Genomic DNA, 26,575 nt, shown 5'->3' on the forward strand with positions numbered 1-26,575 from the left:
GGAAGCTAAGACTGACAGCGCCAATGGTACTGCGAGGGGGACCTCGTGGGAGAGTAGGACACCGCCGGACACCCATTACATTGAGGGTCGTACCAGTGAACGCCGAAGACGGCACTCACCGGTACGACCCTCAACACATTTACACCCAAATAGCGTACTTTTCGGGAGGCAACCCATGAACGATCGACCCCAGCGGGACGACTCCGCGGATCGAGGCCCCCGAAAGCGCAGCGGTGATCGGACCCGTGGAGGGTTCCGCTCGGGCAACGATCGGAATCAGCGGTTCTCCGGCAGCGGTGATCGCCAGCAGCGCGGCGATCGCGGCCCGCGTCGTGATGGTGATCGCGACGACCGTCGGCCTCGCCGCGATGGCGACTTCCGTGACGACCGAGGTGCGCGTCGTGACGGTGATCGTAATGACCGTCACCCGCGTCGTGACGGCGCCGACGATCGTCGTGCTCAGAGCGGCGAGCGGAACGGGGCGCGCCGCCCCTTCCGTGAGGGAGGGCAGGAGCGTCGTCCCCGTCGCGACTTCGGTGAGCGAGACGATCGGCGGCCTCGCCGCGATGGCGATTCTCGCGATGATCGACGTCCGCGCCGCGACTTCGGCGATCGCGATGACCGTCGTCCGCGCCGCGACTTCGGTGATCGCGATGATCGACGTCCGCGCCGCGACAGCGACCGCGAAGGCGGTGGTCGCGGAGGTGACCGTCCGCAGCGGAAGGAGAGCTTCGGCCGAGGCGGGACCCGCGGTGGCGGCCGCAGCGACCGCGGAGGCCGCGATCGGGAGTACACCGAGGCGGAGCGGCTGCAGCACGAGCTGCGCCCGGTGAGGGCAGAGCATCGTGATCCTGTGATCCCCGACGACGTCCGGCCGAACGATCTTCACCCGGCGGCTCGAAACGAGCTGAAGACGCTGCAGGCGGATGTGCAGGAGCGCGTCGCGCGTCACCTCGCCATGGTCGCTCTGCTGATCGACGACGATCCCGAACTGGCGCATCAGCACGCTCTCTCCGCGAGCCGCCGCGCCGGTCGCATCCCGGTGGCCCGCGAGACGCTCGCGATCACCGCGTATCGCACGGGTGACTTCGCGCTGGCGTTGCGCGAGCTGCGCACCTACCGCCGTCTCAGCGGCCTCGAGGGGCACGTCGCGCTGATGGTGGATTGCGAGCGCGGCCTGGGGCGCCCTGAGAAGGCGATCGAGACCGCACTCGAGGCGGACACCTCGAAGCTCGATACCGAGCAGCGGGTGTACCTAGCGATCGCAGTCTCGGGTGCTCGCCTCGATCTGGGGCAGACCCAGCAGGCGCTGTTCGAGCTCGAGATCCCCGAGCTCAACCCGAAGCGAGCCTTCTCGTGGAGCCCCGAGCTCTTCGGCGCCTACGCGGCCGTGCTCGAGGACCTCGGCCGCGAGGACGAGGCGCGCGAGTGGTATCGTCATGCCGATCGTGCCGCGGGAGCACTGCAGGATCATCTCGGATCGCTCGACGAGCTCGAGGTCTTGGAGATCCGCGAGTCCGAGCCTGTGCCCGACGAGGAACCGACCGACGAGGAAGCAAGCGACCGGGAGCCCTCGGACGACAGGGACGTCGACGCTGAAGCGGGCCTCGACGGTACCGTGGCGGACCTCGGTGGCGTCGAGCCGGAAGAGGCGGCCGAGATCACGGCAGAGGTGGACGCACTGCTCGCCGAGGCGGGTATCGGCGATGCGGGTGCCGCTGGGGCAGATGCCGGCGGTGCCGACGGCGCGTCGGAGGCGGAGGAGCGGGAATAGTGGCCCTGTTCGGCAAGAAGCGGACCCCGCTCGGCGCCGCGCCGATCGACGGCCGCGAGCTGCTGCTCTCCGATCTGGACGGCGTGGTGTACCGCGGCCCGGGCGCGATTCCCGGTGCCGTGGAGCAGCTGAATCGCGCGGCTGAGCGCGCTCGCCTCGCGTACATCACCAACAACGCCTCTCGCACGGATGCGTCCGTCGCCGAGCATCTCCGGCAGCTCGGGCTGCGCGCCGAGCCCGACGACGTCGTCACCTCCCCGCAGGCGGCGGTGACGTTGCTCGCGAAATCGGTGGCACCGGGTTCTCGGGTGCTCGTGGTCGGTGGAGACGGACTGGTCGACGAGCTGCACAAGGCCGGGTTCGAAGTGACCCGCAGCGCCGATGACGATCCCGCAGCGGTGGTGCAGGGGTTCGCGCCCGAGGTCGGATGGGTGCATCTCGCGGAGGCGGCGTTCGCGCTCGCCGAGCAGCCCGGCCGTGACCCGCTGCCGTGGATCGCGACGAACACGGACTGGACCATCCCGGTCGCTCGCGGCCTCGCCCCGGGTAACGGCACGCTCGTCTCAGCTGTCCACACTGCCGTGCAGCGGCTGCCGATCTTCGCCGGGAAGCCAGAGACTCCGATCTTCGAGGCCGCGTTCGGACGCTTCGGCACGCGCGACGCGCTGATGCTCGGCGACCGGCTCGACACCGATATCAAGGGAGCGCGCGCGGCTGGGATCCCCTCGCTGCAAGTGCTCACCGGCGTGGATCGGCCGAAGCAGCTCATCGCGGCCTCGCAGGATATGCGGCCCGACTACATCGTCGCCACGCTCGCGGAGTTGCACGAGCCGTATCCGCAGACGGAGGTGCTGCGCGACGGCACCGTGCAGGTGGGAACCGCGAAGGTGCGCATGGACGGACACATCGCCCAGGTGGTCGCCGAGGGCGATTCCCCCCTCGATCTGCTGCGAGCCGGCTGCGCAGCAGTATGGGGATCGGGGCTCGCGATCTACGGACTGAAGGTCCCGGAGATTCTCTATGAGGATCACTGGCTCTGACTCCGCGGAATCGTCGGGGGTCTTATGGTCGTCATCCTGCGTGAGTGAAGCGAAAGGACTCTGCTGCCCGCGCCGCCCGCCGATGTCCGAGGCGGCGGCTAGGCTGGTCGCATGAGCGAAGGCAAGCATCGGATCGATCCCGTATATGGCGAGGACGGTCTGCTCGGGCGCCTCGACGTGATCGAGGCGCAGCCGCTGGCGCAGCGGGCCGCGGGCTTCGAGCAGTTGCACGACGAGCTGCTCGCGGAGCTGCAGCGGGGGGATCATGGCGGGTCCTGAGGGCGAAGCCGGTGCGGTCTGGCGGGGTGGGGCGGAACGTCTCGACAGGGTCCTGCCCGTGCTCGGGCTCGCTCGGTCTCGCAGCCAGGCGGCCGAGCTCATCGCGGTGGGCGCGGTGCAGCTCGACGGGAAGCCGGCGGCGAAGGCCGGGGTTCGGGTGGCGGCGGGGAGCCGGATCGAGGTCACCGGAGGCGACCACTACGTGAGCCGCGCGGCTCACAAGCTCATTACGGGCCTCGACGAGTTCGGCGTCGACCCCGGTGGGCGCCTGGCGCTCGATCTCGGGGCGTCGACCGGCGGGTTCACCCAGGTGCTGCTCGAGCGCGGAGCGCGCCTGGTGCAGGCGATCGACGTGGGGCACGACCAGCTGGTGCCCGCCCTGCGCGACGATCGGAGAGTGCGCCTCGTCGAGGGGCGCAACGCCCGCGACCTCACACCCGAGAATCTCGCGGCCGACACGGGCGAGCCCGAGGCGCCGAGCCTCGTGGTCGCCGACCTCTCGTTCATCTCCCTCGGCCTCGTGCTCCCCGCGATCGTGCGCTGCGCCGCGCCGAACGCCGACCTGGTGCTGCTCATCAAGCCGCAGTTCGAGGTGGGGCGGGTGCGCGACGGCGTCGTGACCGATCCCGCGCTCCGAGCCGAGGCGATCCGCATCGTGCTGCGTGCGGCGGCGGAGCAGGGACTCGCGGCCAGGGGACTCGCGCGCTCTCCCATCGCGGGCGGAACGGGCAATCGCGAGTTCCTGGTGCATCTCGCAGCCGCCGGGGGCGTGCATCCGACAGAATGGGAGGGGCGGATCGCGGAGCTCTGCGGTGAAGAAGGCCGCGTGGTTCCGAGCGGCGGATCCGCATCCGCACACGAGCGAACGGAGAGCCATGAGCACTGCGCATGAAGCGGGCGCGAGGCGTTTTCTCGTCGTCTCGCACACGCACCGCGACGAAGCCGTCGCGGCCACGGTCGAGGTGGTCTCGGCGCTGCGGGCGTCGGGCGCCGAGCCGGTGCTCGACGCCCACGACCGGCAGGAGTTCGCGCCGCACCTGAACATCGAGAGCATTGCCGAGCTCGGCGAAGACGTGCTGATCCACGAACTCGAGGCCGCGATCGTGCTGGGCGGCGACGGCACGATCCTCCGAGCCGCTGAGCTGCTGCGCGGCTCCGAGTGCCCGATCGTCGGGGTCAATCTGGGCCATGTGGGCTTCCTCGCCGAGATGGAGAACTACGACCTCGCCGAGACGATCGACCGCGTGCTGCGCCGCGACTACACGGTCGAGGAGCGGATGACGGTCGACGTGCAGGCGGTCTGCGACGGCGAGATCATCGCCGAGACCTGGGCGCTCAACGAGGCCAGCGTCGAGAAGCGGCGGCGCATGCTCGAGGTCGAGATCGGCGTCGACGGGCGGCCGGTGTCGAATTTCGCCTGCGACGGCGTTGTGCTCGCGACCCCCACCGGCTCGACGGCGTACGCCTTCTCGGCCGGCGGTCCCGTGGTGTGGCCGACGGTTCAGGCCATGCTGATGGTGCCGATCGCCGCGCACGCGCTCTTCGACCGCCCGCTGGTGACGGGCACCGACTCCGAGCTGAGCGTGCGCATCCTGCCCGAGAACATCGGCCCCGGCGTGATGTGGTGCGACGGCCGTCGTCGCACCGAGCTGCCGGCGGGTTCGACCGTGAGCATCCGCCGCTCGAAGCACTCCGTGCGCCTGGCGCGGCTCAACCAGGCGGTGTTCTCGGATCGCCTGGTGCGCAAGTTCCACCTTCCCGTTTCGGGGTGGCGAGGCGCACGCCGCGAGAACGGAGGCGCTGAGTGATCGAGGAGCTGCGCATCCGCGACCTCGGGGTGATCGCCGACGCGACTCTGCCGCTCGGCCCGGGGTTCACCGCGATCACCGGCGAGACGGGCGCTGGGAAGACCATGGTCGTGAGCGCGCTCGGCCTGCTGATGGGGGAACGGAGCGACGCCGGGGCGGTGCGCAGCGGTGCATCGCAGGCGCGGGTCGGCGGGATCGTGCGCACGACGGACCCGGTAGTCGCCGAGATCGTCGAGGAACTCGGTGGAGACATCGAAGACGACGAGCTGGTGCTCAGCCGCACGGTGAGCGCCGAGGGCCGAAGCCGGGCGAGCGTCGGGGGCTCGAGCGCCCCCGTCGGCAGCCTGGGCCGGCTGGCCGGGAGGCTGTTCGCCGTGCACGGCCAGTCCGAGCAGCTGCGATTGCGGTCGGCCGCGGCGCAGCGGGATACCCTCGACCGCTTCGGCGGCGAGGAGATCGCGCAGACTCTTCGCGAGTACCGCGCCGCGCATCGCGAGCGGCAGGAGCTGAGCGCTCGCGTGGCCGAGCTCACTGAGGCTCGCGACGAGCGGGCCGCCGAGGCGGCGCGGTTGCGTGCCGAGCTGGAGGAGATCGCCGCGGTGGATCCGCAGCCGGGCGAGGAGCAGGAGCTTGCGCAGCGCATCGAGCTGCTGAGCAACGTCGAGGAGCTGCGCGCGGCGACCTCCTCGGCGCACGAGGCGCTCGCGACCGACTCCGACGACCCGATGAGCCGGGACGCGAGTTCGCTGGTCGACGAGGCGGTGCGCGAGGTGGAGCGCGTCGCGGGGCACGACCAGCGGCTGGAGTCCGTGCTCGAGACGCTGCGCAGCGCGAGCTTCCAGCTCGCCGACGCCGCGCGCGAGCTCGCGGCGTACGCCGCCGATCTCGACCAGGAGGGTCCGGGCGAACTGACGCAGGCCAACGAGCGCCTTGCCGCACTGAACGGACTGTTCCGGGTGCACGGCGCGAACTCGGCGGCGGTCGTCGAGTACGCCGGAGGCGCGGCGAAGCGCCTGACGGAACTCGATGGCGACGACCAGCGGATCGACGAGCTCACTGCGCGCCTCGAGCAGCTCGGCGAGCAGGAGCGGGCGCTCGCGTCGCGCCTCACAGAGCTGCGTACGGAGGCGGCGGATCGCCTGTCCGGGCTGGTGTCGACCGAACTGCGGCAGCTCGCGCTGCCCGACGCCGAGTTCGTGGTGCAGGTCGCGCCGCTCGAGACACTGGGCGGCTCGGGAGGCGACGAGGTGCAGCTGCTGCTCAGCCCGCACCCCGGCGCGCAACCCCGGCCGATCGCCAAGTCCGCCTCCGGCGGCGAGCTCTCCAGGGTGATGCTCGCGCTCGAGGTGGTGGTCGCGGCGGTCGACCCGGTGCCCACGTTCGTCTTCGACGAGGTCGACGCCGGCGTCGGCGGTGCCGCCGCGATCGAGATCGGCAGGCGGCTCGGCCGGCTCGCGCGCTCCTCGCAGGTGATCGTGGTCACGCACCTCGCCCAGGTCGCGGCCTTCGCGAACAACCATCTGCAGGTCGTGAAGGACTCGTCGGGCGGTTTCACAGAGAGCAGCTGCCGGCGCCTCGAGGGCGGTGATCGGCTCGCCGAGATGGCGCGACTGCTCTCGGGGCTCAGCGATTCCGAGAGCGCCCTGGAGCACGCGGCGGAGCTGCTCGCGCTGCGGGATTAGGGGCGCGGGAATCAAAGGATCGCCTCGGTGCGAGGAGTGTCCGAGGTAGGTGCTACGCTCCACACATGGTGAAGATCTTCGGTCGCCGCCTGGGCGGCGGTACGGCGAAACCGACGCTCAGCGACAACGCGGCCGCGAAGGCCGCATACCTCGATTCGCATCCCGAGGTCGTGCACGCCGATCTCGAGCAGCTCGACGCCGAGACCCGCGAGATGTACCGCGACGCCCGCGAAGCTGCGCTCGACGCCCGCGAGGAGCGTGCGAAGTCCTCGACGCGCGAGTTCGTGCTGCGCGCGCCGTTCCAGCTCGGCTTCACCGTGACCCTCGGCGTGCTCGTCGCGCTGCTCGTCGGCTCCATCATCGGCCAGCTGAGCACCATCATCATGTATGTCGCCGCGGCGCTCTTCATCGCGCTCGGCCTCGACCCGGTGGTGCGCGCGCTCGAACGGCACGGGATCAAGCGACCGCTCGGCATCGGCGTGGTGTTCGGCGGATTCGTGCTGGTGATCGGGGGTCTGCTCGCTATCATCATCCCGATGATCGCGAACCAGATCACCCTGCTCGTGCGCAGCGCCCCCGCGCTGGTACAGGACCTGAACAACCAGCCGTGGTTCATCGACATCAACCAGCGCTTCGGCGAGTTCGTCGACTTCGACGGCCTGCTGCGGATGGGCCAGGACTTCATCGGCGACCCCGAGAACCTCGCCCAGATGGCCGGCGGCGTGTGGCAGGCCGGCATCGGCATCGCCAACGGGCTCACCGCCGGACTGATCGTGCTGATCCTCACCCTCTACTTCCTGTCGTCCCTGCGCAGCGTGAAGCGGGCGTTCTACTCCCTCGTGCCCCGTTCGGGCCGCGCGAAGGTGATCGACATCACCGAGCAGGTCACGAAGTCGGTGGGCGGATACGTGAACGGCATGGTGGTGCTGGCCTTCACGAACGCGGTGCTGGGCTTCGTCATGATGACGATCGTGGGCGTGCCGTTCGCGGGCCTCGTTGCGGTGGGCGTGTTCTTCCTCGCGCTCATCCCACTGATCGGATCGGTGCTGGCCACCGTGCTCGTCTCGATCGTGGCGCTCTTCGACTCGCCGATGACCGCGATCATCGCGGCCGCGTACTATCTCGTCTACATGCAGATCGAGTCGTACCTGCTCACGCCCCGGATCATGAACCGAGTGGTGTCCGTGCCGGGCTCGCTCGTGGTCATCGGTGCTCTCGCCGGCGGCACGCTGCTCGGCCTGCTCGGCGCTCTCATCTCGATCCCCGTGACCGCGATGGTGCTGATGATCATCAAGCAGGTGTGGATGCCGCGCCAGGAGATGCGCTGACCGCGCTGCAGCAGCGCGGGTCGATTCCAGCGAGCGCACCGGCGCGCATGAACAGCAGACCTCGAAACCCCGCCACTGTCTCCGGGGCGGATCAACTGATAGGATCGAAGCCCGTGGGAACAGAGCAGCGCACGGAACAGACCGGCATTACCAAGCACATCTTCGTGACCGGGGGTGTCGTCTCCTCTCTCGGTAAGGGGCTGACCGCCGCGAGTCTCGGCAACCTCCTCACCGCGCGCGGGCTGCACGTGGTCATGCAGAAGCTGGATCCGTATCTCAACGTCGATCCCGGCACCATGAACCCCTTCCAGCACGGTGAGGTCTTCGTGACCGACGACGGCGCCGAGACCGACCTCGACATCGGACACTACGAGCGCTTCCTCGGCATCAACCTGTCGCAGGCTGCGAACGTCACCACGGGGCAGATCTACTCGACCGTGATCGCCAAGGAGCGCCGCGGCGAGTACCTCGGCGACACGGTGCAGGTGATCCCGCACATCACCAACGAGATCAAGCGCCGCATGCGACTCCAGGCCGAGGAGGATCCGCGCCCCGATGTGATCATCACCGAGGTCGGCGGCACCGTAGGCGACATCGAGTCGCAGCCGTTCCTCGAGTCGGCCCGCCAGGTGCGTCACGAGCTCGGCCGCAACAACGTGTTCTTCGTGCACGTCTCACTCGTGCCCTTCATGGGCGCCTCGGGCGAGCAGAAGACCAAGCCGACCCAGCACTCCGTCGCGGCGCTGCGCTCGATCGGCGTCCAGCCCGATGCCCTCGTGCTGCGCAGCGACCGACCCGTCACCGACGACAACCTGCGCAAGATCGCCCTCATGTGCGACGTCGACGAGGACGCGGTGGTGAACGCCGTCGACGTGCCCAGCATCTACGACCTGCCCCGACTGCTCAACGACCAGGGCCTCGACCAGACCATCGTCGAGCACCTCGGCCTCGACGAGCGCGCCGGCGACGTCGACTGGGCCGGCTGGCACCCCGTGCTCGACGCCGTGCACCACCCGAAGGGCGAGGTCACGCTCGCGCTCGTCGGCAAGTACATCGACCTGCCCGACGCCTACCTGTCGGTGACCGAGGCGCTGCGTGCCGGCGGCTTCGCGCACTCGACGAAGGTCAACCTCAAGTGGGTGCCCTCCGATACGTGCGAGACCCCCGAGGGCGCGCTCGAGGCGCTCGGCGACGTCGACGGCATCTGCGTGCCCGGCGGCTTCGGCATCCGCGGCATCGAGGGCAAGCTCGGCGCGCTGCGCTTCGCGCGCGAGAACGGCATCCCCACGCTCGGCCTGTGCCTCGGCCTGCAGTGCATGGTGATCGAGTACGCCCGCAACGTCACCGGCCTCGAGGGCGCCTCGTCGACCGAGTTCGACCCTGACACCTCGGTGCCCGTCATCGCGACCATGGCCGAGCAGGTCGACATCATCGACGGCGGCGATCTCGGCGGCACGATGCGCCTCGGTCTTTACGAGGCGGCGCTGGCCGAGGGATCCCTCGCTGCCGAGCTCTACGGGACGCCCACCGCCACCGAGCGCCACCGCCACCGCTACGAGGTGAGCAACCGCTACCGCGACCAGATCGCCGAGTCGGGCCTCTCGTTCTCGGGCACGAGCCCCGACGGAGCGCTCGTCGAGTACGTCGAACTGCCCCGCACCGCCCACCCCTTCTACATCGCCACGCAGGCGCACCCCGAGCTGAAGTCGCGCCCGGGCAAGCCGCATCCGCTCTTCGCGGGGCTCGTCGGCGCCGCGATCCAGCGTCGCGACGCGGCGCAGCTGTTCGAGGTCGAAGAGGGCGAGTAGAGGTCATGGCCGGTGAGGACGCCGTGGTGCCGGGCGGCCCGCGAGACCACGAGGGCGAGGGCCCTCTGGTCGACCAGCTCGCCGAGGTGCCAGTGCTCGACAGCGAGCTGCTCGTGCGCGGACGGGTCTGGGACGTGCGCCGCGATCGCTTCGAGTTCGGCGGCGACGTGCTCACCCGCGAGTACCTCGATCACACGGGTGCCGTCGCGGTCGTCGCGCTCGACGCCGATGACCGGGTGCTGCTGATCCAGCAGTACCGGCACGCCATCGCGCATCGCGACTGGGAGATTCCGGCGGGCCTCATGGACGCGCCGGGGGAGTCCGGGCTGCTCGCCGCGCAGCGCGAACTCGCCGAGGAGGCCGACCTGCAGGCCTCGCGCTGGGACCTGCTGCTCGATCTGTTCCTGTCGCCGGGCGGTACCAGTGAGGCGATGCGCATCTTCCTCGCCCGCGACCTGTCCCCGGCCGAGCACGACTACGTGCGCGGGGAAGAGGAAGCGGAGCTGGTGCCGCGCTGGGTGCCGCTCGATGAGGTCGTCGAGGCAGTGCTCGCGGGGCGCGTGCAGAACGCCGTCACCGTGAGCGGCGTGCTCGCCGCGGCGGCCTCCCGGGGGCGCGACTGGTCGACGCTGCGCGATCCCGAACTGCCCTGGGTCGCCCGCGAGGCCGCGCGGGGCACGCGGTCGAAGTAGGCGGGGCACGGGGAGGCATGCGCTGATGGGGCTCACCGCGCAGCAGGGGGCTGAGCGCTATCTGCGGCACGTCACGCTCGAGCGCGGGCTCTCGGCGAACAGCCTCGCCGCGTACCGGCGGGACCTCGACGCCTACGCCGCCTGGCTGGAGGCGCGCGGCATCTCCGACCTCGGGCACGTCACCCCCGACACGCTCTCGGAGTACGTCGCGGAGCTGAACGGGGGCGACGCCCGGCTCGCACCCGCCTCGATCACCCGCCGGCTGTCTACGGTGCGCGGCATGCACCGCTTCCTGTTCGAGGAGGGGCTGCTCGAGAGCCACGCGGGCAGCGGGGTGCGCACGCCGAAGCCGGCGCTCCGCCTGCCCAAGGCGCTGCCCGTCGAGGAGGTCGAGGCGCTGCTCGCAGCAGCCGGTGGCGGTGAGGACGCGGCCGCCGATCAGCCCGTCGCGCTGCGGGATCGCGCGCTGCTCGAACTGCTCTACGCGAGCGGCGCCCGCGTGAGCGAGGTGACCGCGCTCGACCTCGACGACCTGCTCGCGGTGCCGGGCCGCGGCGACGCGTGGGAAGACCCGGAGCACGCGCTCGGCGAGGGCGGGTTCCTGCGGGTGACCGGCAAGGGATCGAAGCAGCGGATCGTGCCCTACGGCAGCTACGCGGGGCGCGCGCTCGCCGCCTACCTCGTGCGCGCCCGGCCCGCGATGGCGGCGCGCGGCAGCGGCACGCCCGCGCTCTTCGTCGGACCGCGCGGTGCACGGCTCTCGCGTCAGAGCGCCTGGCTCGTGATCCGCGCCGCGGCGGAGCGCGCCGGGATCTCCACCGAGGTGTCGCCGCACACCCTGCGCCACTCCTTCGCGACGCACCTGCTCGCGGGCGGCGCCGACGTGCGCACCGTGCAGGAGATGCTCGGGCACGCCTCGGTGACCACCACGCAGATCTACACCCAGGTGACCGCCGACACGCTGCGCGAGCACTACCTGATGTCGCACCCGCGTGCGCGGGTACAGGGCTGATTCGGCGTCGTGTGCGCCGTTTTCGCGATGCGGATCAACGCTGGCGCGTTGCTCTGTCGCATCGCGCACCCGCGTGCGAAGTAGCGGCTCCCTGAGCCTGTCGAAGGGGGTGAAGGATCGGGATCCGACCCTGCCGAGATACGGAGTTCGCACGTTCGGGCGCGATCAGAGCTGCGAAATCCGTATCTCGGCGCGGGTGAGGGAAGGCTCGGGTCGGGCGCAGGGCGGAGACGGGTCGGTCGCGCTGTATGCGAGGGCCCCGTCTACAGGTGCAAGCGCTTGGCGAGCTCGTGCCGCACCTCGGCGCTCCGAGCGTGCTGCAGGAGCCCCAGCACCACGAGGCTGAGTGCGCCGCAGATGGCCGACGGCAGCGGGGTCGTCACCCAGCCGAAGACGAGGAACCCGATGGGCGCGATGCCCAGCAGCACGGCCAGGCCGCTGTAGACGATGTGCTCGCCGACCTCGATGCGCATCACCCGCACCGTGATGAGCAGGGCGAAGATCGAGCAGGCGCAGACGATCGGCACCGCGTACGTGAGCGACCACCCGCGCCAGCCGGTGAGGTAGTCCCAGTACACGCAGACCAGGCCGACCAGGATCACGAGATACACCGTGCCCTTGGCGACGTTGCGTCGCTTGCGCACCGCCATCAGCACCACGAGCCACATCGCGATCACTCCCAGCCAGACGGAGCGAAGCGCGCCGATGCCGTCGAGGCCCCTGCTGAACAGCAATTGCACGACGAACGATGAGAGGATCACCGCGAGCGACGCGAGGAACAGCACCCGCAGCACCCTGCGCCGGGAGAACTCGAGCGGCACGGCCGGCAGCGGGCTCGGGGTCGCCTCGCCGGAGATGGGCCCCTCGCAGAGCGGGCAGCGGGTCCAGGCTCCCTCGATGTCGACCGCGCACTCCGGGCAGTGTCTCATAGCTCCTCCTCCGAGAGTTCCGCCTCGGTCACCCGGGCTGCGGCGACGGTGACCTCGATCCCGCGCGAGGTGAGCAGTCGCGCGAACTCACGGATGTGGTCGGTCTCCGTGAACGGCGAGGTGAAGGTGATCGTGAGCAGTCCCGCATGAGAGATGGCGCAGAACTGCGGCCGCACCGCGGAGACGTGGAACAGCATGCGGCCCACGCGTGATTCCGCGGGCTCCGGGAGGGTTACGCGGCCCAGATTCGAGACGGCGACGCTCAGCCCCCGGTTGTTGGCCCAGTTGATCAGGCCCAGGAGCACGTCCTTGAGAGGCCTCGGCACGATCCTCAATCCGATCATCCGCTCGAACCGGATGAACCTTCGCAGCTTCCGTCCCAGCGCTTCGGGGCTCGCCTTCGGTCGGAATTGCGCCTCCAACCTCCTGCAGATCGAGCCGAGATCGTCGGTTCCCTCGCCGTAGGTGTGCGCGACGCGCACGGTCGCGAAGAAGTTCCGCGCCGACGTCGAGGGGTAGAACTGGCGCAGGTTCACCGGCACTGACGCCGCGATGGTGCGCGCTCTGCCGAGTCCGCCCGAGGACGAGCGGACGGCTTCGAAGAACAGCGCGGTCAGATACATGGTGAGGGCGACTCCCTCGGCGCGCGCGAGTGCGAGCACCTCATGGGCCGGGGCGGTGAGCTCGACTGCTCGCGTGCGGTTGTCGGGGGTGCGCGTTCCCCTCACCCGGTGCACCTGTTCGCCCGGCCGACGCCGCAGGCGACGGAGGCTCCAGCGCGCCTCGGGCGCGGGCGGCGCGCTCTCGGCCACGGTGAGCGCGGCCGGCGTCGCCGCGCGGCTGAACGCGGATCCGGGAACGGCTGCTTCTCCGCCGCGCCGGCGGCGGAAGTAGTGGGCGAAGCTGTCGGAGGTCAGCTCGTGCACCGGCCCGGCCGCGTCGTCACCCGGCCGCGGGGCGGCGTCCGCTCGAGAAGGGTCGAGGCGCTCTCCGGAGCGGGGCGGATCGGCGCGCGCCTCGCCGGCGTCACCCCTTTCGGGCGGGTGCTCGGGATCCCGCAGTCGGGTGTAGACGGCCAGGAGGTCGGAGAGGAACCACAGGGCCCCGGTGCCGTCGGACAGCGCGTGGAAGATCTCGAGGATGACGCGCCGACGGTGGTGCATCACGCGGAACAGCAGATTCAACCGGTCGGCCTGGTAGATGGGCGCGCAGGTGTGCTGCTCGTCCTCCGTGACGATCGGATGCAGATCGCTGTCTTGCAGGTAGTACCAGAAGACCCCGCGTCGCAGCACCGCGTGGTAGAGCGGGTATCGCTCGTACGTGGTGTCGAGGGCCCGCTGCAGCAGAGCCGGGTCCACGTCGTGGTCGACCTCGGCGCTGAGGCGGAACACCTTCGGATCCGCATCGCTGCGGGCCGCGAGGAAGATGTTGGAGGCGTTGTCGAGCCGCACCCAGGCTCGGCGGGTCATGGCATGCCCTGCTGGACGGGGCTCTCCTCAGCGGAGCCGCCCTGGGCGTCGCCGTCGAGGAAGCCGTTGATCACCTCGTACGCCTCCCGTAGCGACCGGGAGAAGCGGGGCAACGCGATGAATCCGTGCAGCGCTCCGTCGACGCGGTGCAGCTGCACCGCATTGCCAGCGGCCTCGAGCGCGCGGCAGTAGGCTTCGCCTTCGTCGCGCAGCAGATCGAGCTCAGCCGTGATCACCAGCGTGCGCGGCTGCCCGGAGAGATCCTCCGACATGAGCGGAGCCACGAGTCGGTCGCGACGCCGCTCGGGATCGGGAACGTAGAGCTCGAAGTAGTCCTGCACCTCGGCGTTCGTGAGCCGGTAGTCCTCGCCGTGATTGCGCACCGAGGCGAAGGGAGAGGAAGCCGGATCGTGATCCCAGTGGGTCACCGGATAGAGCAGGATCTGACGGCTCGCTCCGCGCCGGCCGCGATCCCGCAGCAGCAGCGAGACGACGGCGGCGAGATTGCCCCCGGCCGAGTCGCCCACCAGCACGATTCGGTCGGCGCTGTCGGCGCCCGCCCGCTGCGGGTCCTCCAGCAGCAGTCGGGCGACGTCGTAGCAGTCCTCCAGGCCCGCCGGGAAGGGGTGCTCGGGCGCGAGGCGATAGTCGACCGACAGCACGGTGCAACCCGTGAGATCCGCCATCGTCGCGCACGCCGGGGTGTAGCTCTCGATATCCCCCGTCACCCAGCCGCCGCCGTGGAAGAACACGAGCACGTCATCGCGCAGACGCTCCTTCGGCTGGAAGGTGCGAACCGGCACCCGGTGGCTCGCGCCATCCGGGCCGATCCGCCAGTCCGATGCCTGGTACCGGGGGACCGGAAGCGCGGCGAGACGGCGCTGGCGGCGGCGCACCTTCTCGTAGTCCTCCCGCATATTGAGGCGCGGGGCGGCGAATAGGCTCAGCGCCGCCCGGAACAGCCGGTTCACGGGAGGCCCGCGGTGTCGGGAGATGAGCGGTGCATGCCCCCAGCATAGAGAGGCTTCCTGTCGCTGCACCCTGTCCCTCGCGCACCGATCTGCTCTCGAGCACACCGAACTCATGGTTTTGATGTGCATCTCGGCAGATCGGTGCCGCTGCGGCGAGACCCGCGGGATCCTCGACCGCACATCGGGCGCGATAGGATGGGGCGTTAGCGAGCGACACGAGAGAGGGGCCGGGTATGGCAGACACTCTGTTCGAGTTGGGCCCGACCGGCCGACCCGAGCGCATCATCCCGCCGCCGCCCAAGCTCGAACGGCACGGGCCTGCGCGCATCATCGCGATGTGCAACCAGAAGGGTGGGGTGGGCAAGACCACCAGCACCATCAACCTCGCGGCCGCGCTCGCGCGCTACGGCCGCCGGGTGCTCGCCGTCGACTTCGACCCGCAGGGCGCGCTCTCCGCGGGCCTCGGCGTGCCCGCGCACGACGTTCCCACCATCTACGACCTCATGCTCGGCAAGGAGAAGGATCCGAAGACGGCCATCCAGGGCACCGACACCCCGGGCCTCGATGTGATCCCCGCCAACATCGACCTCTCTGCAGCCGAAGTGCACCTCGTGACGGAGGTGGCGCGCGAGCAGATCCTCGCCGGCGTGCTGCGCAAGGTCGCGGGCGACTACGACGTGATCCTCGTCGACTGCCAGCCCTCGCTGGGTCTCCTCACCGTCAACGCGCTCACCGCGAGTCACGGTGTGCTGATCCCGCTCGCCTGCGAGTACTTCGCGCTGCGCGGGGTCGCCCTGCTGGTCGAGACCATCGAGAAGGTGAAGGATCGCCTCAACCCGGCTCTCGAGCTCGACGGCATCCTCGCCACCATGTACGACGCCCGCACGCTGCACGCGCGGGAGGTGCTCGAGCGCGTGGTCGACACCTTCGGAGACAAGGTCTTCGACACCGTGATCGGGCGCACCGTCAAGCTGCCCGATGCGCAGATCGCGGCGAAGCCGATCCTCGACTACGCACCGTCGAACGCCGCTTCCGAGGCCTATCTCAAACTCGCCCGCGAGCTCGTGCAGCGGGGCGCCGTCGCCTGAACGCCGTCATGATCGCGCTTGCAGGCGAACCCGGAGAACGCGAGGCGTCCGACGATTCGGCTGAAACCGCAGCCGGTGCGGTCGCCGGTGCAGCCGCCGATCCCGCCGACGCCGCAGCCGCCGATCCCGATGCCGACGACGGCGCCTTCCGCGTCACCCTCGAGGTATTCGACGGCCCCTTCGATCTGCTGCTGAACCTGATCGGCAAGCACGAGCTCGACATCACCGAGGTCTCGCTCAGCCTCGTCACCGACGAGTTCATCGCGTACCTCGCATCGCTCGAGGGCCAGGGGCTGATCGAGTTGGATCGCGCCTCGGAGTTCCTGGTGGTGGCGGCGACGCTGCTCGACATGAAGATCGTGAGCCTGCTGCCGCAGGGTGAGGCGGTCGACGCCGAGGACATCGCGCTGCTCGAAGCGCGCGACCTGCTCTTCGCCCGACTGCTGCAGTACCGGGCGTTCAAGCAGGCGAGCGCCTGGTTCCAGGGGCGGTTCGACGCCGAGAGCGCCCGGCATCCGCGCCTCGTTCCGCTCGACGCCAAGTACCGAGAGCGCACGCCCGAACTCGCCTGGTCGCTGTCTGCCGCTGACTTCGCGGCGATCGCGACGCTCGCGTTCGCACCGCGCGAGATCCCGACGGTCGGGCTCGACCACCTGCACGCGCCGCTCGTGTCGATCAGGGAGCAGGCCGCGATCGTGGTGTCGATGCTGCGCCCGGCCGACGGGCGGGGCGGCTCGAGGTCGTTCCGGGAACTCGTGGCGGGCGTCGACGCGGTGAACGAGCGCGGGGTGATCGTGGCTCGCTTCCTCGCGATCCTCGAGCTGTATCGGCGCGCGGCTGTGACGTTCGAGCAGGCCGAGCCGCTGGGGGAACTGCGCGTGCAGTGGACCGGCGAGCACTGGTCGGATGAAGAACTCTCTACGCTGGGGAACGATTATGACTGAGCAGGATGGGATGGACGGCGCGGCTGAGACGGAGACCGGGGCGGCGAGTGAGCTCGCCCGCGCCCGCGAGCAGCACACGCTGGCGCAGCAACTCGAGGCCCTGCTGATCGTCGCCGACGAGCCGCTGAGCGTGGTGACGCTCGCCACGGCGACGGATCGGCCGCTGCGCGAGGTGCGCGCCGCGCTCGCGGGCCTGGTAGCGGAGTACGATGGTGCGGAGTACGACGGCGCGGCAGAGGAAGGATCCGGATCCCGGATCACGTCCCAGCGCGGCTTCGAGCTGCGCGAGGTCGCGGGCGGCTACCGCTTCTACGTGCGCGAGAGCCTCGACCCAGTCGTCGCCGATTTCGTGCAGCAGCAGACCCCCGCGAAGCTCTCGCAGGCGGCGCTCGAGACGCTCGCGGTGGTCGCCTACCGCCAGCCGATCTCGCGGGGTGCGATCGCCTCGATCCGCGCGGTCAACGTCGACTCGGTGGTGCGCACGCTGCTCGCGCGCGGGCTCATCACCGAGGTCGGGCAGGATCCCGAGACCACCGCCACCCTCTACGGCACGACCGAGGCGCTGCTCCGGCACCTCGGCATCGAAGACATCTCAGAGCTGCCGCCCATCGCGCCGCTGCTCGACGACCCATCGGAAGGATTTGAGCATGAGTCGCTCTGACAGCGGAGCCGGCGGCGCGGGCCCCGGGGGCAGCTTCGAGGTCGATGGCCAGGCTGTCGAGATCGACATGGCCGAGTGGGGGTGGGATCGGCCCACCTCCCAGCCGGGCAGCCGGGCGGATGCGGCCGAGGACGACGGACGGGTGCGCCTGCAGAAGGCTCTCGCCCACGCGGGCGTCGCTTCGCGTCGCGCCTGCGAGACGCTCATCACGAGCGGGCGGGTGACGGTGAACGGCGAGGTGCAGCGCGAGCTGGGCAGCCGGATCGATCCCGAGCACGACGCCGTGCGCGTCGACGGCGTGGTCGTGCAGCTCGACGTGTCGAAGCGCTACTTCGTACTCAACAAACCGCGGGGCGTGGTCTCGACCATGCGCGACGAGAGCGGACGTCCCGATCTGCGGGAGTTCGCGGATCGGGTCGACGACCGCCTCTACAACGTCGGCCGTCTCGACACCGACACGAGCGGGTTGCTCATCCTGACGAACGACGGGGACCTCGCCCACCGCCTCGCCCACCCGAGCTTCGGCGTGCAGAAGACCTACATCGCGAAGGTGCGCGGGCGCGTGACCGCCGCCGTGATCCAGCGCCTGCAGGACGGCGTGGAGCTGGCGGACGGGCCGATCCGCGCCGATCGCGCGAGACTGCTGCCCGACGGATCGACCAGCTCGCACTCCCTCGTCGAGGTGACGCTGCACTCGGGCCGCAATCGCATCGTGCGCCGCATGCTGGCCGAGGTGGGCCACCCGGTCGAGGAACTGGTGAGGCGGCAGTTCGGCCCGCTGCACCTCGGCACGTTGCGCGTCGGTGAGATGCGCGAACTCTCTGCCGCCGAGCGCGGTGCGCTGCTGTCGGCGGTCGAGGACGGGGGCGCGGGGGGCGGATCGGATCCCTCGCGGCGCTCGGGATCGCGGGGCAAGCCGGGTGCCAAGGGCGGTAAGGGTGGCCAAGGCGGCCGGGGAGCGAAGGCCGCGAAGGGCACCGAGGACGGTGCGGGCGGCGCGGCGACGAAGGGCGTGAAGGGGGCGGGCACGCAGCGTCCCGGCGGCGCCATCAGCGCGGGCCGGCCCGGCGACGGGAAGGGCGCCAGGGGCATGCGCGGGGTCGCGTCCCGGGGCAACCCGCACGGCCGGGGCAAGCGGCCCCCGCGCTGACGCGCCTCCTGCCCTCGCGCTACCTCGCCCCGACCCTCGCCCTGACGCGTAGCTGCGCCGCCGGGCCCGCGCTGCCCGGCTACGCGGCGGGGCGGCTCGGCTCGAGGCTCGCGAGCGTGCCGAGGAGCGAGAGGGGCACGAGCGCGGGATCCGCAGCCCCGTCGCGCACGATCGCGGCGATGCGCGATCCGAGTCCGGACGTCGTGGCCCCCATGCCCGGCCCCGAGAGCTCCGGTAGCGAGGCCAGCACCTCGACGGTCGCGGCCTCGACCGCTCGCGCCGCGTCGGCCTCGCCGAGGTGGCCGAGCATGAGGGCGAGCGACAGGATCGCGCCCGACGGGTTCGCCCAGCCGGTGCCGGCGATGTCGGGCGCGGAGCCGTGGATCGCCTCGAACATGCTGGGTGCGGAGCCGTCGAGGTTGAGGTTCGCGCTCGTCGCGACGCCGAGCCCGCCCTGGATCACCGCGCCGAGGTCGGTGATGATGTCGCCGAAGAGGTTGTCGGTGACGACGACGTCGAAGCGCTCGGGGGAGAGCGGGAGATGGAAGCACATGGCGTCCACGTGCACGTAGTCGGTCTCGACCTCGGGGTAGCGGGTCGCGACGTCGGCGACGACCTCCTGCCAGAGCTGCCCCGCCGCCACGAGGATGTTGGTCTTATGGCAGAGCGTGAGGCGCTTGCGGCGAGCGGCCGCGAGGCGGAAGGCGAAGTCGACGACGCGCTCGATGCCGGGGCGGGTGTTCAACGACTCCTGCATCGCGACCGCGTTCGGGGTGCCGGCGTGCACGGTCGAGCCGCGGCCGACGTAGGCGCCCTCGGTGTTCTCGCGCACGATCACGAGCTCGCAGCGCTCGGGGGTGAGCCCGGCGATGGGGGTGGGCACCCCGGGGTAGAGGCGCACGGGGCGTACGTTGGCAGCCTGCTGGAAGCGCTGGCGCATTTCGAGGATGAAGCCGCGCTCGAGGATGCCGGGGGTGACGCGCGGGTCGCCCATGGAGCCGAAGAGGATCGCGTCGGCTCCGCGCAGCTCCTCCTCGAGCGCGGCGAAGAGTTCGCCGGTCTCGAGGTAGTGGTTCGCGCCGGCCGCGTACTCGCGGCGCTCGGTGCGGAAGCCGTAGCGGGCCTCGGCCGCGTCGAGCACCTCGAGCGCGCAGCCGACGACCTCGGGACCGATGCCGTCGCCGGGCAGCACCGCGATCCGGTGCGCGGTGGTCTGGGGGGAGCGCGTCATCGGGGATCCTTCCGTGGAGTGCGAGGGCGACGCGGGTGCGCAGCGGGCGTTGTTGCGTCGCAGATCTTGAACTATATTAACTGGTAAGACCACTCCTGGCGAGTGATCCGACCCGCTCTCCGCGCACGGCCGCGACGCCGCGGCCGAGTCGCGCGGGACACCAGCAACCCGGCAGCAAGGATCCAGCCCATGCACGCAACGCCCGCACGGCTCGCCCCCGCGGGAGCCCTCCCCATCGGCGCCGACTGGCGCGAGCTCCCCGACTCCGCCGACGTCGTCTTCCCCTACGACGGCAGCCTCGTGGGGCGGGCCCCCGTGAGCCGTGCCTCCGACTCCCGCGATGCGCTCGACGCGGCCGAGGCCGCCCGGCCCGAGGTGGCGGCGCTCACCACGGCGCAGCGCAAGTCGATCCTCCTCGCGGTGCACGACCGGCTGCGGTCCGACGCGCAGCGCTTCGAGGACCTGCTCGTGCTCGAGACGGGTAAGCCCCGCGTCGACTGCCGCACCGAGGTGAACCGCACGATCGTGACCCTGCAGGCGACGGCCGAGGAGGTGTCGCACGTGCACGGCGAGACGGTGCCCCTCGACCTGCAGGAGCTCGGCCGCGGCATGATCGGCTATTACACCCGCAAGCCCGCGGGCGTCGTCGTCGGGATCGCCGGCTTCAACTACCCGGTGCTGCTCGCGACCCACAAGCTCGCCCCGGCGATCGCCGCCGGCTGCCCGGTGATCGTCAAACCCGCCCCCAACACGCCGCTCGCCACGATCGAGCTCGTCGCGATCGTGCGCGAGGTGCTCGCCGAGCACGGCGTCACGGGCGCCGCGGTGCAGCTCGTGAACGGCGACCCCGAGGTGGGCGAGACGCTCGTGCGGGATCCCCGCGCCCAGGTCGTCTCCTTCACAGGATCGGCGAAGATCGGCCACCTCATCGCCGGTCAGGCGGCCCCCCGCAAGACGCTGCTCGAGCTCGGATCGAACACCGGCTTCATCGTCGCGGCCGACGCCGACGTCGAGGCCGCGGTCGATGCCGTGCTGCGCGGCGGCTTCTACGCGAACGGCCAGGCCTGCATCTCGGTGCAGCGCGTGGTGCTCGAGCGCCCCGTCGCCGAGGCCTTCACCGCACGGCTCGTCGCGCGCATGGACGAGCTCGTCGTGGGCGACCCGCGCGACATCGCGACCAACGTGGCGCCCGTCATCAACGCGGCGTCGGCGGAGCGGATCCGCGGCACCGTCGAGCGCGCGCTCGACGCGGGCGCTGCGCTGCTCAGCCCCGCCGAGCTCCCCGCTCCCGGCGCAGAGGCCTCGGGCGGATCCCTCGTGCCGCCGATCGTGCTCGGCGACGTGCCGCGCGACGCCGAGGTCTGGCGCGAGGAGATCTTCGGCCCGGTCGTCTGCCTCACCGCCGTCGACTCGGTCGACGAGGCGGTCGAGCTCGTCAACGACTCGCGCTACGGGCTGCAGGCCGCGATCTACACAGCCTCGCTCGAGAGCGCCTTCGCCGCGGTCGAGCGCCTCGAGGTCGGGGGCGTCGTCGTGAACGAGATCCCGGGCTTCCGATCCGACATCATGCCCTACGGCGGCGTCAAAGACTCGGGCATCGGCCGCGAGGGCCCCCGCTACGCCATCGAGGAGTTCACCGTCACCCGCATGGCCATGATCCGCCCCGCACCCCGAAAGGTCACCGCATGAACGCCATCCAGGCATCCCCCGACTACGCCCAGCTCTTCCGGCTCGACGGCCGCACCGCCGTCGTGGTGGGCGCCGGCGGTATCGGGCGCGAGGCCGCCCTGGCGCTCGCCGCCCACGGTGCGCGCCTGGTCATCGCCGACCTCTCGCTCGACGCGGCGCAGGCCACCGTCGCCGCGATCGCGGAGCGCGGCGGCGAGGCGGAGGCGTACCGCCTCGACGTGCTCGACGATGCCGAGGTGGAGGCTGCGGCCGCGCGCTTCGGCGATGCGTCGGCGCTCGTGTTCACGGCCGCGATGAACGTGCGCAAGCGCATGGAGGACTACACGATGGAGGAGTACGACCGCGTCGTGAACCTCAATCTGCGATCGTCGTTCCAGCTGATCCGGCACTTCGGCAAGGCCTTCGCGGCGAACGGCGGCGGCTCCATCGTGGGCTTCGCGTCGATCCGCGCCCAGGTCGTGGAGCCCGGGCAGGGCGTCTACGCCGCCACCAAGGCCGGGCTGGTGCAGCTCGCGAAGACCGCCGCGGCCGAGTTCGGCGCGCGGGGGGTGCGGGTGAACGTCGTCGCCCCGGGGATCGTGGAGACACCGCTGACAGCGCAGATCAAGCAGGACGAGGCCTGGGACCGCGCCTACGCCACGAAGAGCGCACTCGGCCGCTGGTCGCGCCCCGACGAGCTGGCCGGAGCGGTCGTCTACCTCGCCTCGGACGCCTCCAGCTTCGTCACGGGCTCGACGCTGATGGTCGACGGCGGGTGGACCGCCATCGACGGTCGCTTCACCCCGCCGACCGCCTAGCGGCGAGGACCAGATAACGCGGAGTCCCGAAGCGCTGCTACCCGGGGAAGGGAAGCAGCACTTCGGGACTCCGCGTTGCTGCGAGTGGGTCGGCCGCGGCCTCCTCAGCGGATCTTCGACCAGTCGACCTCGGCGTCGGTGCCGCGCACCGTCTCGAACCAGTGCGCGACGCGCAGCAGGCGGTCGTCGGAGCCGATGGGGCCGGCGATCTGCAGGCCGACGGTGCGGCCGTCGGCCTGGATGCCCGCGCCGATCGACACGGCCGGCTGCCCCGACATGTTGTAGGGCACCGTGAAGGAGATGTGCCCCATCGTCTGCAGCGGGTCGGTGATGGGCATCGGGTCCTCGGCGGCGAAGGCCGCGACGGGGGAGACCGGGGAGAGCACGAGGTCGTAGGGCGCTGTGGCTGCGCGGGTGAGGCGCGCCATCTCGTCGGCGCAGCCCCGGTTGCGCACCGTCTGCGCGGCGGAGAAATCGGCCCCGGCGGAGCACCACTCGACGATGAAGGGCAGCACCAGCGCGCGGTCGGCCTCGCTCAGCAGCTCGAGGTCGGCGTAGGAGCGGCTGCGCCAGAAGTCGACGAGCCCGTCGAGCACCTCGGCCGGCACGAACGGTTCGAGCGGCTCGACGATCGCGCCCGCGGCGGCGAACCGCTCGGCCGCGGCCTCGATGAACGCGCGCGTCTCGGGCTCCACGGCCAGACCCGAGCCGGCGTCAAGCTGCAGCGCGACCCGCAGGCCCGCCGGGGCGAGCGGCTCGAGCGACCACTCCATCGCCGGGTAGGGGCGGGTGAGGTAGTCCCGCTCGTCGGGCCGCGCGACGAGCGACATGAGGCGGATCGCGTCGGCGACGGTGCGGGTCATCGGGCCGGCCGCGCGCCCCGTGTAGGGCACGTCGAGCGGGATCAGGCCCTCGCTCGGCTTGAGCGCCGCGAGCCCTTGCCAGGTGCCGGGCAGACGGATCGAGCCGCCGATGTCGGTGCCGATGTGGAAGGGGCCGTAACCGGCCGCGGCTGCGGTGCCGGCCCCCGCGCTCGAGCCGCCGGAGGTGAGCGACGGGTCGATGCCGTTGCGGGTGATCCCGTGCAGGCTCGAGACCCCGGAGGAGAGCATGCCCCAGTCGGGCATCGTCGTCGACCCGACGATGACGGCGCCCGCCTCGAGGAGGCGGTCCGTGGTCGGCGCGTTGGCGGCCGGGACGGGCGGGTTCGGCAGCGCTGTGCCCGAGGGCTTCGGCTTCCCGGCGCGCGCGATGTTCTCCTTGACCGTCGCGGGTACGCCGTCGAACGGGCTGAGAGGCTCGCCCGCGGCCCAGCGCGCGGTCGACGCGGCGGCGTCGACGCGCACCTCCTCGGGGTCGTGCAGGTAGAGCGCATTCAGTTCGGTCTCCCGCTCCGCGATGCGGGCGAGCACGCTCTCGGCGACCTCGCTCGGGGTGAGGGTGCCGTCGGCGTAGCGCGCGGCGAGGGTGCCGGCGTCGAGGGCGGAGAGATCATTATGAGGCATGGGCGAGCTCCTGACGCAGAGTGAGGGACGATTCGATGAGCCGTCGCGTGTACGGGTGCTGCGGGTTGCGGTAGACGGTCTCCGTGTCGCCCGCCTCGACGATCTCGCCCGCCTGCATGACGATGACCGAGTCGCAGAGGTGGCGCACGACGTTCAGGTCGTGGGAGACGAAGACGAGGGTGAGCCCGTACTCGTCGACGAGGTCGGCGAGCAGGTTGAGCACCTGCGCGCGCACCGACACGTCGAGGGCGCTGACGGGCTCGTCGGCCACGACCACCTCGGGGCGGCAGATCAGGGCCCGGGCGATCGAGATGCGCTGGCGCTGACCGCCCGAGAACTGGTGCGGGTACCGCTCCGCCGACGAGGCGGGGAGGCCGACGGCCTCGAGCATCTCGGCGACCATGCGGGAGCGCTCGGCGGCGCTCTCACGACGGCCGGGCACGAGCAGCGGCTCGGCGATGATCTGCTCGACGGTCATGCGGGGATCGAGGGAGCCCATCGGATCCTGGAACACGATCTGGAGCTGCTGCCGCAGTTGGCGCAGCTGCGGCTCCCGCGCGCCCGCGACCTCGTTGCCGGCCACGACTGCGCTGCCGGAGGTCGGCTGGTCGAGGCCCGCGAGGATGCGCAGCAGCGTCGACTTGCCCGAACCGGACTCGCCGACGACGCCGAGGCGGCCGCCGCGCGGCACCTCGAAGGAGATCCCCTTGAGCGCCTGCACCTGGGGCGCCGGCTGGAAGAGACGCGTGCGGCCGCGCGTGTAGGTGCGCACGAGGTCGGTGACCCGCATGACGGGTTCAGCGACGCGGCTCGCGGGTGCCGAGCTGGCCGGCGGCGTCGCGGATCCGGCACCCTCGGACGCCTCAGCCGATCCCGCGCCTTCCGCGCCCTCCGACCGCTCGCCGGCCCCGGCCGCGGGCGCCCCTGCCCCGGACCCGGGCTCCTCCTCGCCGACCGTGGGCGGCACGTAGTCCTGCGCGCTCGCGACCGTGAAGAGCCGCCCGTCGGCGTCCGTCGCCTCGAGGTCGGAGGCCGCGAGCAGGCCGCGGGTGTAGGGATGCTGCGGACGCGTGAAGATCTCCTCGGTGGGGCCCTCCTCGACCACCCTGCCCTGGTTCATCACGAGCACGCGCGTGCACATGTTCGCGACGACCGCGAGGTCGTGGGTGATGAAGAGCAGCCCCGTGCCGCGCTCGCGCACGAGCTCGAGGATGAGGTCGAGCACCTGCCGCTGCACGGTCACGTCGAGCGCCGTGGTCGGCTCGTCGCAGAGCAGCAGCGCCGGATCGTTGGCGAGCGCCATGGCGAGCATGACGCGCTGCCGCTGGCCGCCCGACAGCTGGTGCGGGTAGGCCCGAGCCGCCTGCGCGGGGTCGGGCAGCTTGACCGCGTCGAGCATCTCGACAGCGCGGCGCCGCGCCTCCGACTTCGAGGGCGCGAGCCGGTGCTGCAGCATGATCTCGGCGACCTGGTCGCCCGCGCGCATGAGCGGATTGAGCGCCGTCAGCGGCTCCTGGAACACCATCGCCATGTCGCGGCCGCGGATCCGCATGAGCTCCGACTCGGGGGCTTCCAGCAGGTTGCCGGCGTGGCCGTCGAGGCGCACCGAGCCGTCGGCCGTGACCCCGTTCGGCAGCAGGCCGAGCAGGGCGGTCGTGGTCATCGACTTGCCGGATCCCGATTCGCCGATGAGGCCGATCCGCTCGCCGTGCGCCATGTGCAGCGAGAAGTCGTGCACGAGCGTGCGGTGAGGCGTGCGGACGTTCAGGCTCTCGACCGAGAGCAGCGTCTTCGTTGCGGTGGTCATCAGCTGCGGCTCCCGTTCAGCTTCGGGTCGAATCGATCGCGCAGGCCGTCGCCGAGCAGGTTGAATCCCATCACGGCGATCGCGATGGCGACGCCGGGCACGATCGCGAGCAGGGGGTGGGTGCCGAGGAACTGCTGCGACTCCTGCAGCATCCGGCCCCACGAGGGGGTGGGCGGCGGCGTGCCGAGGCCCAGGAAGCTCAGGCCTGCCTCTGCGAGCACGGCGAGCGCGAAGGAGACCGAGCACTGCACGACGACGATGCCGATGATGTTCGGCAGCACGTGCCGCAGCGCGATCCGGAACCGCGACTGGCTGGCGGCCCGCGCCGCGAGCACGTACTCGGTGTTCATCACCTGGAGGGTGCCGGACCGCGCGACCCGCGCGAATGCGGGGATCGTCGAGATGCCGATCGCGACCATCGCCGTGAGCGTCGAGGCGCCGAACACCGCGGCGAACATGATCGCGAGCAGCAGGGCCGGGAAGGCGAGCGCGATGTCGGAGGCGCGCATCACGATCTCCTCGATCCAGCCGCCGCGGATGCCGGCCAGGATGCCGAGCGGCGTGCCGATGAGCAGGGCGATCCCGACCGAGATAACGCCCACGAAGAGCGTGATGCGGGCGCCGACGAGCATGCCGGAGAAGAGGTCGCGGCCGTACTTGTCGGTGCCGAGGAGGTGCTCGGCGCTCGGGCCCTGGAGACGGTCGGGCGCGTTCACCTGCACGGGGTCGTAGGGGGTCCAGACGAACGACACGAGGGCGGCGGCGACCACGATGCTGACGAGGATCAGGCCGGCGACGAGCGTGGGGGAGAGGCGCCCGCGGTCGCGCCGGGAGCGGGGCGGGGTCGGGGCCGCGAGCGCGGTCGTGCGCGGGGCCTGCGACGGGGGCGTCGGAATGTGCTTGGTATCCAT

Annotated in this window: 23 protein-coding genes, 1 rRNA gene and 1 pseudogene; 17 read left to right on the forward strand and 8 right to left on the reverse strand. The window is 71.1% G+C overall.

The annotated features are described in order from the left end of the window. Positions 1-70, forward strand: a 5S ribosomal RNA gene (rrf, locus tag AC0KXF_RS14110); the annotation flags it as partial. Between the two features lie 69 nt (positions 71-139). On the opposite strand, the gene AC0KXF_RS14115 is transcribed toward rrf, so the two are convergent. Beyond that, positions 140-1,006 (reverse strand): hypothetical protein, encoded by an 867-nt coding sequence (locus tag AC0KXF_RS14115; protein WP_473109825.1) that lies wholly within the window; start codon positions 1,004-1,006, stop codon positions 140-142. Between AC0KXF_RS14115 and AC0KXF_RS14120 the strand changes: the two genes are divergently transcribed. The 10 genes from AC0KXF_RS14120 to AC0KXF_RS14165 all read left to right on the forward strand — a co-directional run bounded on the left by AC0KXF_RS14120 (position 959) and on the right by AC0KXF_RS14165 (position 11,423). Next, positions 959-1,774 carry a hypothetical protein gene (locus AC0KXF_RS14120; protein WP_473109824.1) on the forward strand — a complete coding sequence of 272 codons (816 nt, stop codon included), beginning with the start codon at positions 959-961 and terminating at the stop codon, positions 1,772-1,774. The genes AC0KXF_RS14115 and AC0KXF_RS14120 overlap by 48 nt on opposite strands. Next, positions 1,774-2,814, forward strand: a complete 1,041-nt coding sequence (locus AC0KXF_RS14125; RefSeq protein ID WP_473109823.1) for an HAD-IIA family hydrolase — start codon at positions 1,774-1,776, stop codon at positions 2,812-2,814. Before AC0KXF_RS14120 ends, AC0KXF_RS14125 begins: the two co-directional genes overlap by 1 nt. A gap of 111 nt (positions 2,815-2,925) precedes the next feature. Next, positions 2,926-3,093, forward strand: a complete 168-nt coding sequence (locus AC0KXF_RS14130) for a hypothetical protein (RefSeq protein ID WP_473109822.1) — start codon at positions 2,926-2,928, stop codon at positions 3,091-3,093. Further along, on the forward strand, positions 3,080-3,985 hold the full coding sequence (locus tag AC0KXF_RS14135) for a TlyA family RNA methyltransferase (protein WP_473109821.1): 906 nt from the start codon (positions 3,080-3,082) through the stop codon (positions 3,983-3,985). Before AC0KXF_RS14130 ends, AC0KXF_RS14135 begins: the two co-directional genes overlap by 14 nt. Then, positions 3,969-4,901 carry an NAD kinase gene (locus AC0KXF_RS14140; protein WP_473109820.1) on the forward strand — a complete coding sequence of 311 codons (933 nt, stop codon included), beginning with the start codon at positions 3,969-3,971 and terminating at the stop codon, positions 4,899-4,901. The genes AC0KXF_RS14135 and AC0KXF_RS14140 overlap by 17 nt, the downstream gene beginning before the upstream one ends. After that, complete coding sequence (recN, locus tag AC0KXF_RS14145) at positions 4,898-6,583, forward strand: DNA repair protein RecN (RefSeq protein WP_473109819.1); 1,686 nt, start codon at positions 4,898-4,900, stop codon at positions 6,581-6,583. The genes AC0KXF_RS14140 and recN overlap by 4 nt, the downstream gene beginning before the upstream one ends. 65 nt (positions 6,584-6,648) lie before the next feature. Beyond that, positions 6,649-7,911, forward strand: coding sequence for an AI-2E family transporter (locus AC0KXF_RS14150; RefSeq protein ID WP_473109818.1), 1,263 nt, complete (start codon positions 6,649-6,651; stop codon positions 7,909-7,911). 113 nt (positions 7,912-8,024) lie between these two features. Continuing rightward, complete coding sequence (locus tag AC0KXF_RS14155; protein WP_473109817.1) at positions 8,025-9,719, forward strand: CTP synthase; 1,695 nt, start codon at positions 8,025-8,027, stop codon at positions 9,717-9,719. A gap of 5 nt (positions 9,720-9,724) precedes the next feature. Next, on the forward strand, positions 9,725-10,411 hold the full coding sequence (locus tag AC0KXF_RS14160; protein WP_473109816.1) for an NUDIX domain-containing protein: 687 nt from the start codon (positions 9,725-9,727) through the stop codon (positions 10,409-10,411). Between the two features lie 25 nt (positions 10,412-10,436). Then, a complete protein-coding gene (locus AC0KXF_RS14165) occupies positions 10,437-11,423 on the forward strand; it encodes a site-specific tyrosine recombinase XerD (protein ID WP_473109815.1) in 987 nt (328 codons plus the stop codon). Between the two features lie 263 nt (positions 11,424-11,686). Here AC0KXF_RS14165 and AC0KXF_RS14170 read toward each other — a convergent pair whose 3' ends face one another. Genes AC0KXF_RS14170 through AC0KXF_RS14180 form a run of 3 tightly spaced genes read right to left on the reverse strand, consistent with a single transcriptional unit; the run spans position 11,687 to position 14,792 of the window. Then, complete coding sequence (locus tag AC0KXF_RS14170; RefSeq protein ID WP_473109814.1) at positions 11,687-12,352, reverse strand: DUF6320 domain-containing protein; 666 nt, start codon at positions 12,350-12,352, stop codon at positions 11,687-11,689. Continuing rightward, complete coding sequence (locus tag AC0KXF_RS14175) at positions 12,349-13,821, reverse strand: alcohol acetyltransferase (protein WP_473109813.1); 1,473 nt, start codon at positions 13,819-13,821, stop codon at positions 12,349-12,351. The genes AC0KXF_RS14170 and AC0KXF_RS14175 overlap by 4 nt, the downstream gene beginning before the upstream one ends. After that, positions 13,818-14,792: an alpha/beta hydrolase gene (locus tag AC0KXF_RS14180; protein ID WP_473109812.1), complete on the reverse strand. Its 975-nt coding sequence runs from the start codon at positions 14,790-14,792 to the stop codon at positions 13,818-13,820. Before AC0KXF_RS14180 ends, AC0KXF_RS14175 begins: the two co-directional genes overlap by 4 nt. 233 nt (positions 14,793-15,025) lie before the next feature. On the opposite strand from AC0KXF_RS14180, the gene AC0KXF_RS14185 reads away from it, so the two are divergent. The 4 genes and pseudogenes from AC0KXF_RS14185 to AC0KXF_RS14200 all read left to right on the forward strand — a co-directional run. Further along, a complete protein-coding gene (locus tag AC0KXF_RS14185; RefSeq protein ID WP_473109811.1) occupies positions 15,026-15,880 on the forward strand; it encodes a ParA family protein in 855 nt (284 codons plus the stop codon). A gap of 8 nt (positions 15,881-15,888) precedes the next feature. After that, the gene (locus tag AC0KXF_RS14190) at positions 15,889-16,824 is read left to right on the forward strand and encodes a segregation and condensation protein A (protein WP_473109810.1); all 936 of its coding nucleotides are present in this window, start codon (positions 15,889-15,891) and stop codon (positions 16,822-16,824) included. After that, on the forward strand, positions 16,817-17,485 hold the full coding sequence (gene scpB, locus AC0KXF_RS14195; protein WP_473109809.1) for an SMC-Scp complex subunit ScpB: 669 nt from the start codon (positions 16,817-16,819) through the stop codon (positions 17,483-17,485). The genes AC0KXF_RS14190 and scpB overlap by 8 nt, the downstream gene beginning before the upstream one ends. A gap of 67 nt (positions 17,486-17,552) precedes the next feature. Further along, positions 17,553-18,335 (forward strand): annotated as a pseudogene (locus tag AC0KXF_RS14200) (pseudouridine synthase); the annotation flags it as partial. A 379-nt stretch (positions 18,336-18,714) separates the two neighbouring features. Here the strand turns inward: AC0KXF_RS14200 and AC0KXF_RS14205 are convergent. Continuing rightward, positions 18,715-19,866, reverse strand: coding sequence for a 3-isopropylmalate dehydrogenase (locus AC0KXF_RS14205; RefSeq protein ID WP_473109808.1), 1,152 nt, complete (start codon positions 19,864-19,866; stop codon positions 18,715-18,717). Between the two features lie 189 nt (positions 19,867-20,055). On the opposite strand from AC0KXF_RS14205, the gene AC0KXF_RS14210 reads away from it, so the two are divergent. Both AC0KXF_RS14210 and AC0KXF_RS14215 read left to right on the forward strand, forming a co-directional pair. Then, positions 20,056-21,555: an aldehyde dehydrogenase family protein gene (locus AC0KXF_RS14210; RefSeq protein ID WP_473109807.1), complete on the forward strand. Its 1,500-nt coding sequence runs from the start codon at positions 20,056-20,058 to the stop codon at positions 21,553-21,555. Beyond that, a complete protein-coding gene (locus AC0KXF_RS14215) occupies positions 21,552-22,352 on the forward strand; it encodes an SDR family NAD(P)-dependent oxidoreductase (protein ID WP_473109806.1) in 801 nt (266 codons plus the stop codon). The genes AC0KXF_RS14210 and AC0KXF_RS14215 overlap by 4 nt, the downstream gene beginning before the upstream one ends. A 104-nt stretch (positions 22,353-22,456) precedes the next feature. Here AC0KXF_RS14215 and AC0KXF_RS14220 read toward each other — a convergent pair whose 3' ends face one another. Genes AC0KXF_RS14220 through AC0KXF_RS14230 form a run of 3 tightly spaced genes read right to left on the reverse strand, consistent with a single transcriptional unit; the run spans position 22,457 to position 26,575 of the window. Beyond that, complete coding sequence (locus AC0KXF_RS14220) at positions 22,457-23,857, reverse strand: amidase (protein WP_473109805.1); 1,401 nt, start codon at positions 23,855-23,857, stop codon at positions 22,457-22,459. Next, positions 23,847-25,664 (reverse strand): dipeptide ABC transporter ATP-binding protein, encoded by a 1,818-nt coding sequence (locus AC0KXF_RS14225; protein WP_473109804.1) that lies wholly within the window; start codon positions 25,662-25,664, stop codon positions 23,847-23,849. The genes AC0KXF_RS14220 and AC0KXF_RS14225 overlap by 11 nt, the downstream gene beginning before the upstream one ends. Continuing rightward, complete coding sequence (locus AC0KXF_RS14230; protein ID WP_473109803.1) at positions 25,664-26,575, reverse strand: ABC transporter permease; 912 nt, start codon at positions 26,573-26,575, stop codon at positions 25,664-25,666. The genes AC0KXF_RS14225 and AC0KXF_RS14230 overlap by 1 nt, the downstream gene beginning before the upstream one ends.

Source organism: Leucobacter holotrichiae, from assembly GCF_055791005.1.